Annotated in this window: 16 protein-coding genes and 3 pseudogenes; 4 read left to right on the top strand and 15 right to left on the bottom strand. The window is 33.6% G+C overall.

From position 1 onward, the window contains the following. Positions 1-42: 42 nt before the first annotated feature. The 12 genes and pseudogenes from MY9_RS02945 to MY9_RS02905 all read right to left on the bottom strand — a co-directional run bounded on the left by MY9_RS02945 (position 43) and on the right by MY9_RS02905 (position 9,358). Entirely contained in the window at positions 43-936 is an 894-nt protein-coding gene (locus tag MY9_RS02945; protein ID WP_014662904.1) for a LysR family transcriptional regulator, read from the bottom strand. A gap of 47 nt (positions 937-983) precedes the next feature. Then, on the bottom strand, positions 984-2,231 hold the full coding sequence (locus tag MY9_RS02940; RefSeq protein WP_041521481.1) for a CynX/NimT family MFS transporter: 1,248 nt from the start codon (positions 2,229-2,231) through the stop codon (positions 984-986). Between the two features lie 125 nt (positions 2,232-2,356). Further along, entirely contained in the window at positions 2,357-3,154 is a 798-nt protein-coding gene (locus MY9_RS02935; RefSeq protein ID WP_014662902.1) for a dihydrodipicolinate synthase family protein, read from the bottom strand. Between the two features lie 462 nt (positions 3,155-3,616). Then, positions 3,617-4,237 carry a type 1 glutamine amidotransferase family protein gene (locus tag MY9_RS02930; RefSeq protein WP_014662901.1) on the bottom strand — a complete coding sequence of 207 codons (621 nt, stop codon included), beginning with the start codon at positions 4,235-4,237 and terminating at the stop codon, positions 3,617-3,619. A gap of 142 nt (positions 4,238-4,379) precedes the next feature. After that, positions 4,380-4,463 (bottom strand): annotated as a pseudogene (locus tag MY9_RS22065) (hypothetical protein); the annotation flags it as partial. 98 nt (positions 4,464-4,561) lie between these two features. Continuing rightward, on the bottom strand, positions 4,562-4,747 hold the full coding sequence (locus MY9_RS02925; RefSeq protein WP_041521247.1) for a hypothetical protein: 186 nt from the start codon (positions 4,745-4,747) through the stop codon (positions 4,562-4,564). A gap of 394 nt (positions 4,748-5,141) precedes the next feature. Next, positions 5,142-5,828 (bottom strand): hypothetical protein, encoded by a 687-nt coding sequence (locus MY9_RS02920; protein WP_014662899.1) that lies wholly within the window; start codon positions 5,826-5,828, stop codon positions 5,142-5,144. A gap of 24 nt (positions 5,829-5,852) precedes the next feature. Then, entirely contained in the window at positions 5,853-6,029 is a 177-nt protein-coding gene (locus MY9_RS02915; RefSeq protein WP_009966645.1) for a hypothetical protein, read from the bottom strand. 982 nt (positions 6,030-7,011) lie between these two features. Next, on the bottom strand, positions 7,012-7,536 hold the full coding sequence (locus tag MY9_RS02910; protein ID WP_014662897.1) for an NAD(P)H-dependent oxidoreductase: 525 nt from the start codon (positions 7,534-7,536) through the stop codon (positions 7,012-7,014). A 213-nt stretch (positions 7,537-7,749) separates the two neighbouring features. Then, positions 7,750-7,951: pseudogene (locus MY9_RS21020) on the bottom strand (hypothetical protein); the annotation flags it as partial. 167 nt (positions 7,952-8,118) lie between these two features. Continuing rightward, positions 8,119-8,325 (bottom strand): annotated as a pseudogene (locus MY9_RS21830) (DNA-binding protein); the annotation flags it as partial. Positions 8,326-8,884: 559 nt separating this feature from the next. Next, positions 8,885-9,358 carry a hypothetical protein gene (locus tag MY9_RS02905; RefSeq protein WP_014662895.1) on the bottom strand — a complete coding sequence of 158 codons (474 nt, stop codon included), beginning with the start codon at positions 9,356-9,358 and terminating at the stop codon, positions 8,885-8,887. Between the two features lie 164 nt (positions 9,359-9,522). On the opposite strand from MY9_RS02905, the gene MY9_RS02900 reads away from it, so the two are divergent. From MY9_RS02900 to MY9_RS02885, 4 genes are all read left to right on the top strand, one after another. Continuing rightward, entirely contained in the window at positions 9,523-11,244 is a 1,722-nt protein-coding gene (locus MY9_RS02900; RefSeq protein ID WP_014662894.1) for a T7SS effector LXG polymorphic toxin, read from the top strand. 12 nt (positions 11,245-11,256) lie between these two features. Then, positions 11,257-11,715, top strand: a complete 459-nt coding sequence (locus tag MY9_RS02895; protein WP_014662893.1) for an SMI1/KNR4 family protein — start codon at positions 11,257-11,259, stop codon at positions 11,713-11,715. Between the two features lie 463 nt (positions 11,716-12,178). Next, entirely contained in the window at positions 12,179-12,697 is a 519-nt protein-coding gene (locus MY9_RS02890) for a hypothetical protein (RefSeq protein ID WP_014662892.1), read from the top strand. 197 nt (positions 12,698-12,894) lie between these two features. Beyond that, entirely contained in the window at positions 12,895-13,458 is a 564-nt protein-coding gene (locus tag MY9_RS02885) for a GNAT family N-acetyltransferase (RefSeq protein WP_041521246.1), read from the top strand. Positions 13,459-13,857: 399 nt separating this feature from the next. Here the strand turns inward: MY9_RS02885 and MY9_RS02880 are convergent, their stop codons facing one another. From MY9_RS02880 to rapI, 3 genes are all read right to left on the bottom strand, one after another. After that, positions 13,858-15,000 carry an FRG domain-containing protein gene (locus tag MY9_RS02880; RefSeq protein ID WP_014662890.1) on the bottom strand — a complete coding sequence of 381 codons (1,143 nt, stop codon included), beginning with the start codon at positions 14,998-15,000 and terminating at the stop codon, positions 13,858-13,860. Positions 15,001-15,085: 85 nt separating this feature from the next. Then, positions 15,086-15,205 carry a phosphatase RapI inhibitor PhrI gene (gene phrI, locus MY9_RS21010; protein ID WP_010886415.1) on the bottom strand — a complete coding sequence of 40 codons (120 nt, stop codon included), beginning with the start codon at positions 15,203-15,205 and terminating at the stop codon, positions 15,086-15,088. Beyond that, positions 15,162-16,337, bottom strand: a complete 1,176-nt coding sequence (gene rapI, locus MY9_RS02875; protein WP_014662889.1) for a response regulator aspartate phosphatase RapI — start codon at positions 16,335-16,337, stop codon at positions 15,162-15,164. The genes phrI and rapI overlap by 44 nt, the downstream gene beginning before the upstream one ends. Positions 16,338-16,377 lie beyond the last annotated feature (40 nt).

Below are 16,377 nucleotides of genomic sequence, written 5' to 3'. Positions count from 1 at the left end.
TCGCCATGAGTTAGTTTGTCCAGTATTCAATCAAGGTTTCCACTAATTATTTGACTTACATACAGTCTCTTTAAGGGCACTAATAAAAGCATGGGTTGCAGCACTCAAATATTTATCTTTTCTATAAACAACTCCAATTTCACGAGAAAGATTAGGTTTTAAAATTGGAATGATTCTTGTATGAGGGTGATTAAGGTACTCTAAATAAGGTTTAGGAAGGATTGTTACTCCTACCCCTTTCAAAACCATATTGATTAAAGACTGCATGGTTGTAATTTCAAAAATCGGCTTCGGAAGGAATCCTAAGTCTTTACAAGCTTCATCTATAAGATTCCTAATAAAATACTGTTGAGGGAGTAAAATTGAGGGTGTTGTCTTTAACACCTCTACATCTAACATATCCTGATTCTCTAACGGGTGACCTTCAGGCACTGCAAAAGCCATTTCTTCTGTGGATAAAGAAATTGATTCTAATTCATCGCCTTTCATGGGCAAGAATACAATTCCCAAATCCAACTTATTTTCTATGAGTTGTTTGTGAATGTCCCCAGTTCGCAGCCCAAAAACGGATACCTTCACACCAGGGTATTTTTGATGAAAACTCAGTAAAGTAGGCGTGATCAGGTAATCCTCGACTGTCAGCAAAGTGCCAACCAAAATTGTCCCTCTTTGAAGTCCATTTAATTCATCTATTGAGGTCTTAGCCTGTTCTACCTCATAAAAAATTTTGCGAGTATACTGTAAGAGAAGCTTTCCTGATTCAGTAAGTGCTGTTTTTTTACCAATACGATCAAATAAAGGAGTGCCAATTTCATGTTCTAATAGCTTAATTTGTTGACTTAAAGAAGGCTGAGAAATTCCTACTTTTTCAGCTGCTCTTGTAAAATGAAGTTCTTGGCATACTGCATAGAAATATTCAAGTTGTTTTAATTCCATCTCGCGCCTCCTTTAGGAAATGAATAGTACTTTATAGTCTGTCTCTATTAGATTGACTTTAAACTCGAGCCCTTGATTGGCACATATTCGTTTTTCGCTGCCCTTATTCCCGAGATCAAAACAATTACTGAAGTAAAAACTAACATATATAAAGGAGCCGTCCAACTATGTGTAACGTCATGTAACCAACCAAATAAAACAGGCCCTATAGCAGACAGAAGATAACCTAAAGATTGAGCCATACCTGAAAGTTCAGCTGCCTCGTTCGCATTTTGAGTACGCAGGCTAAAGAACATCATAGCTAAACTAAATGCACATCCAATTCCGATTCCAATTATGATCATCCATAAAGGCATAAGAAGTGTATCCCCATACATGATAGCAACAAACCCAAAAATTAACAGAGAAGCAGCTGCAGCTACTAATAACCGCTGGCTTTTTAAACGTCCAGCTAAAATAGAAACGAGAAATGTTACAGGAAGCATAGCAAGTTGCATTAAAGACAACGTCCAGCCAGCTTCATGAGTGTTTACCCCTTTTTCTTCAAGAATTTCAGGTATCCATGTAATCACTGTGTAGAAAATGAAAGATTGAAAACCCATAAATAACGTCACATTCCACGCTAGCCTAGAACGCCATAAGCTGATGGATTTCACTTCCTCTCCAGTATTTTCAACCTGAACAGACTTTTGTTGATATTGCAGTTGTGGCAGCCAAATAAAAATAGCGAGCAGAGATAAAAGTCCCCAACATCCAAGGGCCCCTGACCATCCCAAACCTAAAGATGACGAAATCGGAATACTTATACCGGAGCCAACAGCTCCAAATAAATTCATAGATACTGCATAAAGTCCTGTCATCATACCTATTTGTTTCATAAAATGATATTTGATAAGACTGGGTAATAAAACATTGCCAATGGCAATTGATGATCCGATTAAAATCGTTCCTATAAATAATGTTTCTTTTCCAACAAACGAACGTATTCCAATCCCAATTGTTAATATCACTAAGGACATCAATAGGGTTAACTCCATACCAAAACGCCGAGCTAAATGAGAAGCAAAAGGGGATAAAAATGCAAAAGCAAGTAAAGGTATTGTGGTTATGACTCCTGCCAGTGCATTAGAAATCCCCAAGTCATCACGAATTGCAGCTATTAGCGGACCAACCGATGTTAGTGAGGCTCTGAGATTTGCGCCAATTAGGATGATACCTATGATAAGCCATCCTATTCTAGGCTTTAAATCCAATCGCGATTGTCCTCCGTAATTTGTTAATTGTGAATTACCCATGATCAATATTGCCCCTCCGTATCACGCAATGACACCATTAAGTTTCAGAATGTTTACTGTTTCAACAGCATTTGTGTTTATCTGTAATTACGGCAGTGAAATCGTCACTGGTTTGATTCTTACAATTAATTGATCGGAGAACGACATGGCCCTACTTTTATTCCCAACGAGTTATAGTGGTTCTTTATATTCATTATTGCTTGACCGCTTGTAACTTCAATAATGATATCGTTTAATTTCCTAAGATCAACTGGTTGATTCAACATTAATTGATGAAATAGTTGTTTAATCTCCTTTGGATATACATTCCCAACCATACTGGACAGCCCATTACAGCCATTAAATATTTTTTCCGGAAGATTGACATCACCACCAGCAAACATCACAAAGTCATCCGGTAGTTTTGTACTTGAATGACGTTTGGCATCGCTCTCTTCTTTAAGTCCTACAAGATTTGAATGTTTTTGATTGATAAGCGTTTCAAATGATTCAGCACTTAGCTCAAATCCTGTTCTAAAAGGATTATTGTAAAGCACTACATGTTTAGTTGTGTGTTGCAGCAACTCATTCATATAGCTAATAGCCTGTTTTTGAGTTGGTTGAATATAAGGTGGGAACTGAATCAAAATGGCGTCAAAGACAGAGTCTTCAAGCTCCTTAATGAGTGTTATTGCATCTTTGGTTCTTGTTGCTGATACACCAAACATAAGCTCAACATTTTTGAATTGTTTTTGATTAAAATAATGAATAATCTGGATTCGCTCTTCAATGCTCATTGAATTTTGTTCACCAGTAGTAGCAGATACAAGAACAGAATCAATCCCATTTTCTTTTAAATAGTCCAGAATGTCATTAAAACCTTCTACAAATAAACTCTCGTCATTATGAAATGGAGTTGGAATAGCAACATTAAAATTTTTCATACAATACCTCCGTGGTTTTATTCGGAATTAGCATTTAACAATTGTCTTATACCTTGATGCTTTCTCACAAAGTCAATTTTCAATAAAAGTATAGGTCAGCCTAACTTATAATACAATTCAATTATTTATATAGAAATGATAGGTACGGCCTATCGTTTATAATCAAAAAAATAAAGTTAAACCGACTAAATTGTTAAAAACCGCATTGAATTCACAGGACATCATTTTATAGACAGAAAAAAAGAGGAGCAAACACATGGTTTACTCCTCTCATTACATTTGGCTTCTTCTTATGGTGTTTTCTTTCATAAGCTAAGACGATCCCATTCAAAAACTGCAAAAGACACCGGTGTAAGACCAATTAACATGATTTCCAACAACACATGCCGTCCTTTTAATAATCATTTATAAATAAAATGGAAACCCCTATTGTCTAGGAGCTCCCTTATTATATTAAAGCCCCTATTCAGGAAAATCATTTCCCGCAGATGAATCAACAAATGGATTTCCATATTTATCACAAAAATTATAAAAACCATAACGATTCATATACATCATTTTCTCTATGTTCTCAGGAGTATCAAAATCAATCATCTCTAAAATCAAACTAGTAAATTCAATAGGGGCGGTTCCATTTGCGGTAACCAAATTTTTATCTCTTACTGCTTGTTTCTCTACAAAACTGCTAATCGGTTTATATTGTTCATAATCCTTCCATAAGAAAACTAAATTACCTGTATGGCTATGATTATTCAGCAAACCATTCTTCGCCAAAAAATCCACTGCACCGCATATCGCTGCTATTGGAATGTCTTTTTGAAATGCAGTTTTTACGAAATGTAAAAGTTTTTTATTATCATTACTCCAAGAATCTCCGCCAATCATAACTAGTAAATGAAAATTCGCAGGTTCTAACCCAATTATGTAATCGACAGATGTTTTAAAACCACCTATAGAACTGACAATAGGGTCTAAAGAAACAGTATGAACCGACCAATCTTCTCTTTGATTTAATGCTGATGCTAAGTAAGCACCTTCCCAATCTGCATACTTGTCTAATATAAGAAATAACGCCTTTTTCATAACTATGTACCGCCTTAGATTATAAGTTTTTATGATCCAATCTTTTCGATTTCCGTACTTCCAGTCTCCCACAATTTGAGACGGGCGAGTGCGATAAAGAGGAGTGTTTATCACATCCCTTTAATCTTTACGTAACGTTTCATCTTACTTCAATACTCATACGATAATATTCATCAGAAAGCATTAAATCTCCTTGTTCATGAAAATAATCAGCGACTTCAATTGATTATATAATCTGTAATCTCCAATTTGTTTCGTTTTTCAAGGAATAATAAAGAAGGATACTACATAATGTAACACCCTTCTTTCCCAACTTTATGACTTTTAATTTGCTTGCTGTGTTTGTTTTACTGGATCTTTGCTAAAAAGCCCAACAATGTTCCACAAGACAATTGCAGAAGCTATTATTAAACGAGTGGTACTGACTTCTTGGTTAGTTAATAATTTATAACAATATATTGATCCTAATGCAACTATGCAAAAAATATTGAACCATTTACTCCAACGCAATTAAAAAACTCCTTTTTAATAATTACATCTCCATACAATCTATCTACATTTATAATAGTACCAGTATTTTATTGAGAATATATAAAATTTTCCAATATCTAATCTTAAATCTTTCTTAACTCATTCTACAACTTTCACACTTGTTTCGTTGGCAAAATAAAAAGAAGACTACACGTTGTAACACCCTTTTTATGCTTTGACTTCCATATAAACTTTTGAGCTTGACATTCAACCGCCCGGCTAATATCTTGTTTTTTAGAATGTGCAGCGATACATAGAAAAACTAAATTAGCAAGAAAAAACATGTTATATCCAAGATTCCTCAGACCAGGGATTTTACTTCTGTATAATAAAAAATCACTTTGTCCTTTATAAAGACAAAGTGATTTTAAAATTAACTATTAGGTAAATCTACTTTTGCAGGAGTACTAGTCCAAGGTTTGCCCATTTTCTTTTTATGAGCTTTATCTTCAAAAAATTGAACTGTAGCATACTGATACCAGCTATCAGTCATTGCCCCTTTTTCATATAAATCATATTTATAATACGCATCAGGGATTTGTTCCTTAGCCCAATAAGAGAATAAAATTGTGGCAGCCTTACTTCCCCACCCTAAGCCAGGGACAATACCGACTAATGACATTGTAACTGATAACGCATTTTTAGCTGCTTTTGTATGCCCAGATAAAGTCCCCACATAATGGTATCCCTTTTTAGGTTTTGCAGCCTGTGTTGTGAATTCATTAGATTTGAAATTATTGTTTTCATAATTTGTTCTGTTAGCAACATTTTCATCATACTCAAAGTTTAAGCCTTTTTGTTCTATGCCATCGACTTTTACAGTGTGATCATTTCCGTTCATCTGAACTTTGTGAGATTCATTTCCACTCACATACTCAATTTCAACTAATTTCCCCTTCGATGAAATCTTTTCACTTTTCATTTTGTAATGTTGTGCTAGTTCTTTGTAAGAAGGGGTTGTCTTAGAGTCCTCCTTAGCAGAAGCGTAACCTGCAGGTAAAAGTGAGCCTAAAGTCAATGATGCAGCCATAACACAAGTAATAACTCTTTTCTTTCTCAATTAAAATCCTCCTTGTGTTACACCTTAAGAATCTGAATTACTAAATACTTGCTTAATTTTATAAGCAATTACAGCGAGGTATAAAATTGCAACAAACACTAAAACTCCAGTGCCATAATCAGTTTTTGCAACTAGAAAAAGACTTAACACACCGAAAATAATGTACATTACAATATCAAATATATTTTTCTTGTTGTTCATTTAAACTCCCCCGTTTAGCAATTGATTCCAGATGCATATTTGATTGCAGCACCAGTGTATTAAATACTTACAATTTTGTCCAATCCGAACTCTCTGGCAATATTACTTTAATCATATCGCAAAATAATTTTTTAAATTATTTTCAGCACACCTACTCTAACATGATTCTTTTTTGATTTACATAAAAAATCGAAAAATTGAGTCATTTTTCCTTGGAGAATGACTGTGTGTAAATCTTAAAAAGGACTATTCATTCATTTTGAGAATTAGAGATACATACGCCAATCATTCAATTTCCATTAAAATCCTTTTCGAATTTATTAATAATATAAAGAGGTAATGAAAATGTTCAAAAAGAAAACAGTTAGACCAAAATTAACTGAACTTAATGCCAAAGGAACACCTTTCAATAATAAAAGTGATAAATTTATATCTTCCGTTCAATTACATGCTCTCTAAACCTGTTCTATGTAGGATATTGTTTTTTGAATTATTTGGTTTGGGGATACAGGGGAGTATCAAATATAATAAGTGGTTTTAAATAACTGGTGAGTATTGGTTTGCATGCGATCTTCCATAGTCGTTTTTCTGCATAAAAAAATAACACCAAAGATGGTTAAACCCTTGGTATTATAGGGGTGTGGCCGAGAGAACTTGAACCTTTAGGGGTTATTCACCCCACTGGGCCCTCAACATAGTAAAAATATATCAAGTTGCAAAAGCTTTTATTCAAAGCATCTGTTTATTTTATTTATACTTATCTTCATCATTTTCATGAATTCTGGCCACATAGAGACCAAGGAGCTCTACATTTCATCAAGAAATATGTAGATTGCCCTGCTTTAATTAATTTTAAGTCCTCGCTCTATGCTCCCCTGCATCAATATTCGATGTAACTTTGAAATTAAGCTTATTAAAATCTATCACAAACCCTTATTTTCACACCACATCATTTGTTTCAGCTTCCCTCGCGAATACCGGATCAATGCTCAGCTTTAAGATAGTCAACCAATTTCTCCGCACTGTTCTTAACATCTGCTTCCGAAAGGTAAAGTGTCCCATATTGTGTAAACGCAGGGAGAAAACGCATTCCTATATAGTTAGCAGTGACTTGAAACGGTATGATAAGCTCGCTGATCGTGATATTATATTCCCCGCCTGCTTGATAATCAGATTCCTGTGCGCCTAAGGAGATAGCTAAGAGTAGTTCTTTTCCATGCAATTTAGTTCCCCCAGTTCCATAAGCCCAGCCATGTGTTAACACATCATCTTCCCATTGTTTGAGTAACGCGGGACTGCTGTACCAATACATTGGGAACTGGAAAACGATACGCTCATGATCTACCAGGAGTTGCTGCTCTTTTTCTACATCAATGATAAAATTAGGGTATTCACCGTACAGGTCATGAACCGTAATGTCATTCTCTTGCTTTAAACGATTCATCCAGGTTTTGTTGACAACAGACGTTTCCAAATTAGGGTGTACAACGATAACTAATGTTTTCATTTGACTGATTATCCTTTCTTCGCCGATTAGTTATTATTGTCGGCAATGAATTGATTCACATTTTAAAATAGCAACTTTATTTACAGCTATTTTATCCCTTTTTATGAATTCAGGGCAACTAATTGGGCACCAAAATCAATGATGACTTAAAGACATTGTTTTGTAGAAATCCGATATAACAGAATAATCCCAGTATATTCCCCATCTTTTTGGCTTTTGATCTGAACGAGAAGGGAATCCATAATAAAACCCTTTTTCGATTGTATGCTTCTTAACTGTTTCATATCGCTTATCTATGTCAGAGTAATTAAAAAATGCTTTATTTTCCGAAGCGCTTGTTGTTGATTCTATATGGTTTAATTTTTTGATTTTTTCTGTCAGAAATATAATTTTTATCCTTTGAAAATCCGGTCAGCTAGATCAATAATAAACAAGCTGAAGCCCATGTAATATGTGTTTTCATATTTTCACTCCTAGTACATGAATTTATTTAAAAATATAATGAACCTATTTCAAATTAAGATTAACTGAGAGCTTAATCTTTTTTCATAATGAAAAAAAGAACCTTTTTAGGCTCTTTTATTAGATATTATCCATTCTTTTTCTCACTTTTTTACTAAGCTTAAAGCCGAATCTATTTATATACTCTTCGTTTTTCACCATTATTTGATATGCCTCTATGATTGGCAAGGTACGAATCAAGATATAGACACCTACAGCTATCAAAACTACACAAACTGGATAGTAGGCAATTAAACCTGAGGCTATATGTTTTCTTTCAAGAAGAAACAAACTTTACTGCACTTTATTAAGAAACACTCTTGAATTCTCCGTATGAAAAAAAGCTAATTCACTTCATTATGAATTAGCTTTTTTGTACAATCAGGTCAGCAACATCAGCCATAAACACATCTAACATTTTTTTAGATGGCTTACTTTAGGTAAGTGGGCAGTTTGTGGGCAGTAGATTATTTAAAAATAAACACAAAAAAATACCAAGGTCGTCAAAACCCTTGGTATCATTGAGATGCGGCCGAGAGGACTTGAACCTCCACGGGTTATTCACCCACTAGGCCCTCAATAAAGTGAATCTGTGTTTTCTGTTACAAAACCTTTTTATATCAGTGTTTATTTATTTTGATTATAAGGTTTTATAATGATTTATTCATATTGAGGAGTAAAAATGGAGTAGCGGTCTTTTTTAAAAAAATTACCTTATTAATGATGTTTACTTAGTAACCGCCCTGCTCGAAGTAATCGGTTAAGGTGAAAATTAAGATAAACATAAAAAAAGCAGGCGCGTTCACCTGCTTTTTTTTAAAAATATTCCTATTAGAGTGTTTTAGCTTTATCCTAAACTTAAAATTCTTTTTATTACATTAGGAATAACAAATGAACGTTTGGTTTCTTTATTTACCTGAATAATGTCTTTTTGTGTTTTCCCATTCTCTTCCCAAGTAACTTCTACTGTATAATCATTATTCATATTTGGTGGATCTCCCATTATCGCTACTGCTATTTTTTTAGCATTCTTAGGTTCATCTGTTGCGTCACCTGATGCCTCAACAACACCATTTTCTTTAAACACAACCTCTTTTATTGAAAACTCAGAATCCCTTTTCCATGTAATATGAACCGCCCATAAGTCTTGCCTTGCAAGATCTATGTCTTTTTCAGGAGAATAGATAACACTCCATTTTCCATCTTTTGAATTACCCTTCAAAATAGGAGGTTGGTGGGTGCCAGCATAAATAAACCATCCTAAAAAAACTAGCAGCCCAACAGAAACAATACTCGCTAAAATAAACTTACTTTTTTTCATTGTTAACTCCAATCTCTATATGTAATAAATGGGATGTAAGCTTATTTTACACCAATGAATTCTCATTTCGTTCAATTCATTACCTATCCTTAAATAATTTTTTCGAACTTCATAACCTTATCCATGGTGATATTTAGATATAAAATCACTGAAAGGATTGGACAATGAAGGTATTTGAAGCTAAGTCTTTGTTATCTAAAGCTGAAAATCGAGCAAAAAATTATAAAGAATTGAAAAATCAAATGATTAAGCTAAGAAAAGCATTTAAGGCTGTTGCTGATCTGGATGACAGTGAGTTCTCTGGCAAGGGAGCAAACAATATTAAAGCATTTTATAACGATCATGTCGGTGTCACTGATCAATGGATTGATTTAATTGATATGAAAATCGCTTTCCTTACTAGTATCTCCGGTGTTTTAGAAGATGCCAGCTTATCTGATGCATATATCGAGGAATCCTTCTTAGAACATGAATTAGCAAACGCATATAAAAAATCAAAATCAATTATGTCTGAGCAGAAAAAAGCAATGAAAGATATTCTGAATGACATCGATGACATTCTTCCACTTGATTTATTTTCAACTGAGACTTTTAAGGATGAGCTCTCTTCTGCCGAAAACAAACGGAAAAAAACTGTTGATAAAATAGGCGATGTGGACGAAAACTTAAAAACTGAATATGCAATAACTGAACCTAACGAACAATTCATTAAAGCAGACTTTCAAAAGTTACAGGAATCAACAGGTAAGGGCAAGAATGCTACACCCCTTCACTATAATGCCAAGGCATATCGTGAGAGCGATATACATAAGAAAAAAAGCGATATCGAGAAGCAATCTGAAGCTTATTTGAAGATCAAAAAAGAAGAAGCTAAAAAAATAGGATACGAGAATTTGGAACCTGACCAGCAAGTTTATTTCCGCCAACTCGAAGAACTCCAACAAAAAGCTGAAATTGGAAAAGGTATTGCAGTGGGAATGTATGAAGCAGGTAAAGATACAGTGATGGGTCTCTATCAACTTGCAAGACACCCGATTGAATCGCTTTCTGGAACTGTGAACGCAGCCTTACATCCAATCGATACTTATAAGATCATAGCAAAAGACATAGAAGACACTTTTCAACGTGATATGATTAATGGAGATAGCTACAGCAGAGCAAAATGGGTTTCCTATGTAGGGAGTACTGTTGTTCTTGCAATAGTTGGTCCGAAGGGTATTGATAAAGTATCCAAAGTTGCAAAAGCCGGTTCAAAAGTTGCTGCACTTAAGACACTTGAAGTTTCAAAAACAGGAATAAAAAAAGGTATTGAACATGTTAAAATACCAAATGTTTTTGAACAACAGTATGCAATGGCTGGTGGTTCAGGGACTTTTCCATTCAACACAATAGATGGGGAGAGTTATAAAAAATCATTTCATCAGTTTTCCAAGAAGGTAGCTGATGTAACTCGAAAACCTTTTACGGGGAAATACATTGATGTTCCTTGGTTAAATAAAGAAAAATATACTGCTGCTGAAATAGAAGGAAAAGTGAAAGCTAAAGGAAATATAAAAGACGTAAGCCGAAAAGTGTATATGTTAAAAGATATAGACCTAAATCAAAAAAATCGTAAAGGCCAAACAAATCTTCAATTAATGAAACTTGGCAATGCACCTTTTGCAAAGGACGGAACACAAATAAACCTACATCATTTAATCCAAGAAGAACCTGGTACAATGGTTGAAGTTCCTGAAAGCCTGCACAAAAAATATCACAATATTCTCCATGGTTTAAAGGAAAACGGGCAAAGTTTTAGAAACAATCCCGAACTTTCTGCTCAATACGACAGTTTTAGAAAGAGATATTGGAAGTGGAGAGCACAACAATTTGAAAAACAACAGTAAGAGGTGAATTTTATGGATTACTCAACAATACAAAAGTTTTTAGAAGAAAACAAAGAATTCTCTATTATCACTGGAGGAGTCAGCGAAAAAGAGATTCACGAGATAGAAGAAGAACTTGAAGTTTCTCTCCCCGAAAGTTATAAATGGTTTTTAAAAGAGTATGGTTCTGGTGGTGCATACGGAACAATGATCCTTGGTTATGACTCTGAAGGTGCTGAAGTTGTAGAGCAAACAAAAGAATACAGAACATTTTACGGTCTTATACCAGGTCTTGTTGTTATTGAGTATATAGATGAATTCTCTTATTGTCTTGATACAAACAGAATGGTGGATGGAGAGTGTCCAGTTATTCTTTGGGATAACAGTGAAGGATATGGTTATACTGCTGCATGTAATTTTCTTGAATTTTTTCTTCAGCGACTTGAAAAAGGTAAAGAGGACTTAGATGAAGATGAGGATTGGGAAGATTAATCTTTACAATTCTCAAAATAAAGGTGTTAGAAAACCATACCAAGATGCTTTGGTATGGTTTTCTAAGATAGACTCTCACCTTTTGAAATCTATATTTATTGCAATTCCTTTTTCATTCCCATCACCTACGTTTGTTATGAGTTTTAGATGATGATTAATTTGAATATGTTCTATAAAGACTTATACCTCTAAACCAAAAATAATAAAGATACTAGTATTTTTGGTATCTTCCTCTAAATAAAATCCCTCAACTTTGTAAGTCCCATTATGTTTAAAGGATCTAAGATTCAGTACCTCCTTTGATTCTTTCACATCTATGGTAATATTTAGTTATGAATTCTCTACATTGACAGTTTTGAAGCCAAGTCCTTGTTATCTGAAGCTGAAACGGAGCAAAAGATATAAAGATCGTATGAGGTAGGGAGAGTAGAACAATTCTATCCTGAAAAATAGGAGAGGTAAAATGTTTTATATTCAATCATTAATTCTTAGGCCAAATAAGAAGATAAACGATCTTTCAATCTTAAAAAATAATATTGACGATTACTTTGTTCCACTTAGCAATATAGAGGGACTAAAGAACATAAAACCACAGTTAGACTCTTACTATTTATCAGGGGCGATTATTTTAAAATATGGTGAAAAAGTTTTGCTTGATGTCACTATGTGGGACTTGGTTGACCAATTGTGGGCTTATTTTTTAAATCTAATTGAAGAAGCTAATGAAACAGGAGAAAGCGAAACTTATTTTCCAGATCAACCCCTTCTATTGAAAATGAAATCAATATCGAATGATATGTTGTTATTTCAGATTGGCCAACAACAAAAAGTGTTGCTACCGAAACTTGATTTTTTTGAATCACTCTTAAAGAATGCGAGAAGTTTCTTTGAAACTATGAATTTTGTTTTAGAAGAAAACTGTGATTATGAGTATGAACTTAATAAGATCGATGAATTGCAAACCAAAATCAAATGTATGTGAGGTTAAATGTGAATTACTCTAGGTGAAAAAATTCTTTGATGAGAATAAAAAATATTCAATTCTTACTGGAGGTGTCATAGATAAACAAATAGGTACCAAGAAGTTGTAACTCGTCCTCAAAAATTATTTCTTAGAGATAAGAGTTTTCATTACTTATTTTCAATTTTTAACATTGAACTTCCGAGAGGAGAAATCAAATGAATCCTTTATTGTTAGATGTGCCTTTACAATTGGAAACAGAAAGACTAATCCTTCGAGCACCACACCAAACAGGAGACGGAAAAATTGTAAACCAAGCAATTAGGGATTCCTTTAATGAATTAAAAGCGTGGTTGCCATTTGCTCAAGAACTTCCTACTGTTGAAGAAACAGAGATAAATTTAAGAAATGCTCATATAAATTTTTTAAAGAGGGAAAGTTTTCGTTTTCTTATTTTTGATAAAGCTAGCAATAACTTTATAGGAATAACTAGCCTTCAGAGGATTGACTGGACCATTCCTAAATGTGAAATTGGGTACTGGGTAAATACTAAATTTGGCGGGAATGGATATATGACAGAAGCAGTAAAAAAATTAGCTACCTTTGGGTTACATAATATTAAATTTAGAAGAATTGAAATAAGATGTGAATCAACAAACCTCAAAAGTCGTGCTATTACAGAAAAACTTGGGTTTGTATTCGAAGGCACTTTAAGAAATGATGATTTATCCGCAGATGGAAGCAAGCTGACCGACACTTGTTTTTATTCCATAATAAAGTAAAATCGTACGCTTAAAATAACGGATGCGTTATTAAAACAAAAAGGACATAACATATTTTGTATGCTAATATACTATGCCTTTTTATCTTATTTAACTATATACTTTTGCGGACAAATCAGACCACCTACTTAAAGTAAGTGGTCAGTTTTAGTCACAAAATACGTTCTGTTCAAAAGACACAAAAAATACCAAGGTACTCTAAACCCTTGGTATCATTGATGCGGCCGAGAGGACTTGAACCTCCACGGGTTATTCACCCACTAGGCCCTCAACCTAGTAAAAACGTATCATGGGTTACAAAAGCTTTTAACCAAAGCATCTGTTTATTTTATTTACACCTATTTTCATCATTTTTCATGAATTCTGGGCACCAATTGGGCACCAAAATTCAACGATGACTTACGAGAATGTTTTGTAAAAATTTGATATAACAGAATAATCCTCTGAATAATCCCAGTAGTATTCCCCATCTTTTGAATTACCAATCGGATGAGGTTTAAAAAACTCACTTAATGTAGGTCTAATCCACTGAGCTCTCATTATCCAATTTGCATTTTTGTAATCCTCACCATTTTTCGCTATGTATAACCAAACAACGTCTTGTGACTTTTGATAACCATCTATTATAGTTTTACAAATAACTTTAATTTGCTCTATGTCCTGAGGCTTTTCCAACACTACCATCAGTGAAAGCCGTTTTGCAGCACCCGTGGATACATCCATAGTATTAACAATTGTAAAAATGTTTTCCTTAGCATAGTTTCTGTATTTGTATTTTTCTCTTACATAATCCCCTACTGACGGTAATTCAGGGTATATAAAAGCTTTATTTATCCCTTCATTATCTAACTCTTGTTTAACTACTTTTTTATATTCATATGGGATTCGGATTTTGACTTTAATGTCACTTACTAAAGGCATAATATTTTGTCCTAGCGTACCATTAGGAGACATTTCGTTACAACAAATAGCGAATGTACCTTTTTGATTTGTGATTCGAATATTTGTTTTATCTTCATTTTGACTATATTTTATAAACGCTGGTTTTGTTGAATATTGAGTTATTTCAGGAATGGTAATGATTTCTCCATAATGTTCTTCATATTTTTTCTGTATAACAGAGAAGGTATAATCATCAATTTTAGCTAACAATGAAAGTAGACGTACATGTTTACAATCTTTCATTTCACCATTTTTATTAAAAATATAAACGATACCATCATTTTCATCATCAACATTCTCTACTGCAAAGAATAAAGCTATAAGTGGGTTTACAGTCATATCAATTAAACGAGTTGGAATATTATAATGTTGCATTTTAGCCAAATAATCAATAGGTTCATGAATGTGCTCGAATTCGTTTGGCATTATCAAAACTGACTCGGTGAAAATTTTATCTTCATTTAATACATATCCCTTATCTCTCGAAATACTTGAATTGATATCAGTATAATGAGATAGTTGACCTCTATAATATGTTTCTCCAGTTGAATGTTTTTGTACCATCTCTTTAAATTGAGACAAATTATTAACCTGTTCCATGTCTATTGATTGACTCCTTTGGTTGATTACATTTATAGCCCAAAAAAGCTTAACCTTTTAATAAAGATTAAGCCTTTTCAGTACCCTATGCCCCTACCCTATCTGCAGCAACTTTGATCTCAGTATTATGATCACTTTGCAGATAAGTTATTGAAAATACACTACTTAAAATCACTGCTGCCAATAGAATCCGGCTGATTTTCATTAATAATCTCCCCTTTTTTAATTTTTCGTCTTGCTTCAATACTCATACGATAATATTCATTAGAGAGCATTAAATTTCCTTGTTCATGAAAATAATCAGCGACTTCAATCGAAAAATTTTCAACATCGGCAAACATTTTTCTCGAAGCCAGATATGAAAATGCATTCTTTATTAATTGAGTCTCACCATCAGAAAAAAATAATCCCTCTAATATTTTGAATTTCGCTGAGTATTCCTTATCATCACTTTTATCGGCAATAAATCGCCCTTTCCTAAAGTATATCAAAGCAACATCATAATTTTGTTGTTTTGCTTCAACATAGGCTAGAGTGAATAAAGTCTTTGTTAGGAAACTATGTTTTGATTTTTCAAAAATTTCTAACGCCAAGATTAAATGTTGTGAAGCCTTTTTATATTCTTTCAATTCATCATAACAAATTCCAATATTCATGTGTGACATTGCAATTAAATGATCTATGTTACTTTCCTTGGCAATTTCTAAAGAGTTCAAAAATTGTTCCAAGGCTCTTTCATACTCTAAAGAATCGATCAGGTTTCCTGCTACAATAAATTGACAGCGTACAGTTTGGACAGCGTACTCTTCATACTCTCTAAATATTTTTAGTGCGCGATTTGCATAATTCATGGAGAAGTACGTTTGTTTCATATAATAATACACATAAGACACTTTGAAAAAAAACTCTGCTTTTTCTATTTCGTCCTCAACTTCCGACAACTTTGATTCTGCTATCCGATAGGCGCTTATGGCTGAAGTTAATTCTTTTCGCCTAAACTCATACATACCCTTAAAAAAGTAAAAATAATATTCCAACATACCAGTTAATTGCCCTTGTTTCTCAATTTCTTTTATAGTCTCATAAGCATTATTGAGATCTTCTATTTCCTTAGATTTCATATAACTCAGCATTATCTCGTGCCTAAAATCTAATAACTGATAATATAACAAGGCATCTTGGTTTTCTTCCATGTTTAGCAGTTCTTTCTCTACTTCTATTTTTATAATCTCTGCATGCTCAACTTGATCATCTTTTATTAATGTATACCAATCATTTAACTTTTTTGTGACTATGTCGTACGGAATTTTATCTTTATCTAAGAAAACACCCCGCAAGAAAATTCCCCCATCCTTACATTAATTGTTCGAATATTTA

It is taken from the genome of Bacillus sp. JS (genome assembly GCF_000259365.1).
GTDB lineage: Bacteria > Bacillota > Bacilli > Bacillales > Bacillaceae > Bacillus > Bacillus stercoris.
This window is presented reverse-complemented; position numbering and strand designations above follow the sequence as displayed.

Coding starts and splice junctions, on each gene's coding strand:
- MY9_RS02945 (WP_014662904.1), bottom strand. CDS start 936: ATGGAATTAAAACAACTTGAATATTTCTATGCAGTATGCCAAGAACTT.
- MY9_RS02940 (WP_041521481.1), bottom strand. CDS start 2,231: ATGGGTAATTCACAATTAACAAATTACGGAGGACAATCGCGATTGGAT.
- MY9_RS02935 (WP_014662902.1), bottom strand. CDS start 3,154: ATGAAAAATTTTAATGTTGCTATTCCAACTCCATTTCATAATGACGAG.
- MY9_RS02930 (WP_014662901.1), bottom strand. CDS start 4,237: ATGAAAAAGGCGTTATTTCTTATATTAGACAAGTATGCAGATTGGGAA.
- MY9_RS02915 (WP_009966645.1), bottom strand. CDS start 6,029: ATGAACAACAAGAAAAATATATTTGATATTGTAATGTACATTATTTTC.
- MY9_RS02910 (WP_014662897.1), bottom strand. CDS start 7,536: ATGAAAACATTAGTTATCGTTGTACACCCTAATTTGGAAACGTCTGTT.
- MY9_RS02905 (WP_014662895.1), bottom strand. CDS start 9,358: ATGAAAAAAAGTAAGTTTATTTTAGCGAGTATTGTTTCTGTTGGGCTG.
- MY9_RS02900 (WP_014662894.1), top strand. CDS start 9,523: ATGAAGGTATTTGAAGCTAAGTCTTTGTTATCTAAAGCTGAAAATCGA.
- MY9_RS02895 (WP_014662893.1), top strand. CDS start 11,257: ATGGATTACTCAACAATACAAAAGTTTTTAGAAGAAAACAAAGAATTC.
- MY9_RS02890 (WP_014662892.1), top strand. CDS start 12,179: ATGTTTTATATTCAATCATTAATTCTTAGGCCAAATAAGAAGATAAAC.
- MY9_RS02885 (WP_041521246.1), top strand. CDS start 12,895: ATGAATCCTTTATTGTTAGATGTGCCTTTACAATTGGAAACAGAAAGA.
- MY9_RS02880 (WP_014662890.1), bottom strand. CDS start 15,000: ATGGAACAGGTTAATAATTTGTCTCAATTTAAAGAGATGGTACAAAAA.
- phrI (WP_010886415.1), bottom strand. CDS start 15,205: ATGAAAATCAGCCGGATTCTATTGGCAGCAGTGATTTTAAGTAGTGTA.